This is a genomic window from Photobacterium sp. R1 (assembly GCF_054600795.1).
The window spans coordinates 1-344 of the sequence record NZ_BAAHZP010000263.1 but is presented as its reverse complement, the minus strand read 5'-3'; the positions used below and the strand labels follow the sequence as shown (position 1 = coordinate 344).

General features: G+C 50.6%; 1 protein-coding gene. It reads left to right on the top strand.

What is annotated here, in order from left to right:
* Positions 1-225: hypothetical protein (locus tag ACYP03_RS24960; RefSeq protein WP_459782520.1), on the top strand; the 225-nt coding region annotated here is incomplete at its 5' end.
* Positions 226-344 lie beyond the last annotated feature (119 nt).

The window sequence follows — 344 nt, the reverse complement described above, 5'->3', positions numbered from 1 at the left end:
GGCCATTGTCGTGGATGTGCTGGGGATGCGCTCTATGGTGCGATACCTGCTGGAATTCTTCTCACACAAATTCAGAGGGAAACCGACTTGATAGAAATACTGCAACAACTGACCGCAATGGGCCTACCGCCCACCATGATCGCGCTGCTCATTGTCCTGTACAAGCAGGACAAGCGGCTAACAATACTGGAAACGAACGTACAACTGGGGAAAAAGCATGGCTAAGACAGGAATGAAAAGTAACGGCACACTGAAGAAAGGCTACCGATTCGCAAAGGGTGGCCGGGTAGTGAAAGCCAAGAATGCGACGATGAAGCGTAAACGTGCGAGAAAGTGAGAAGTCC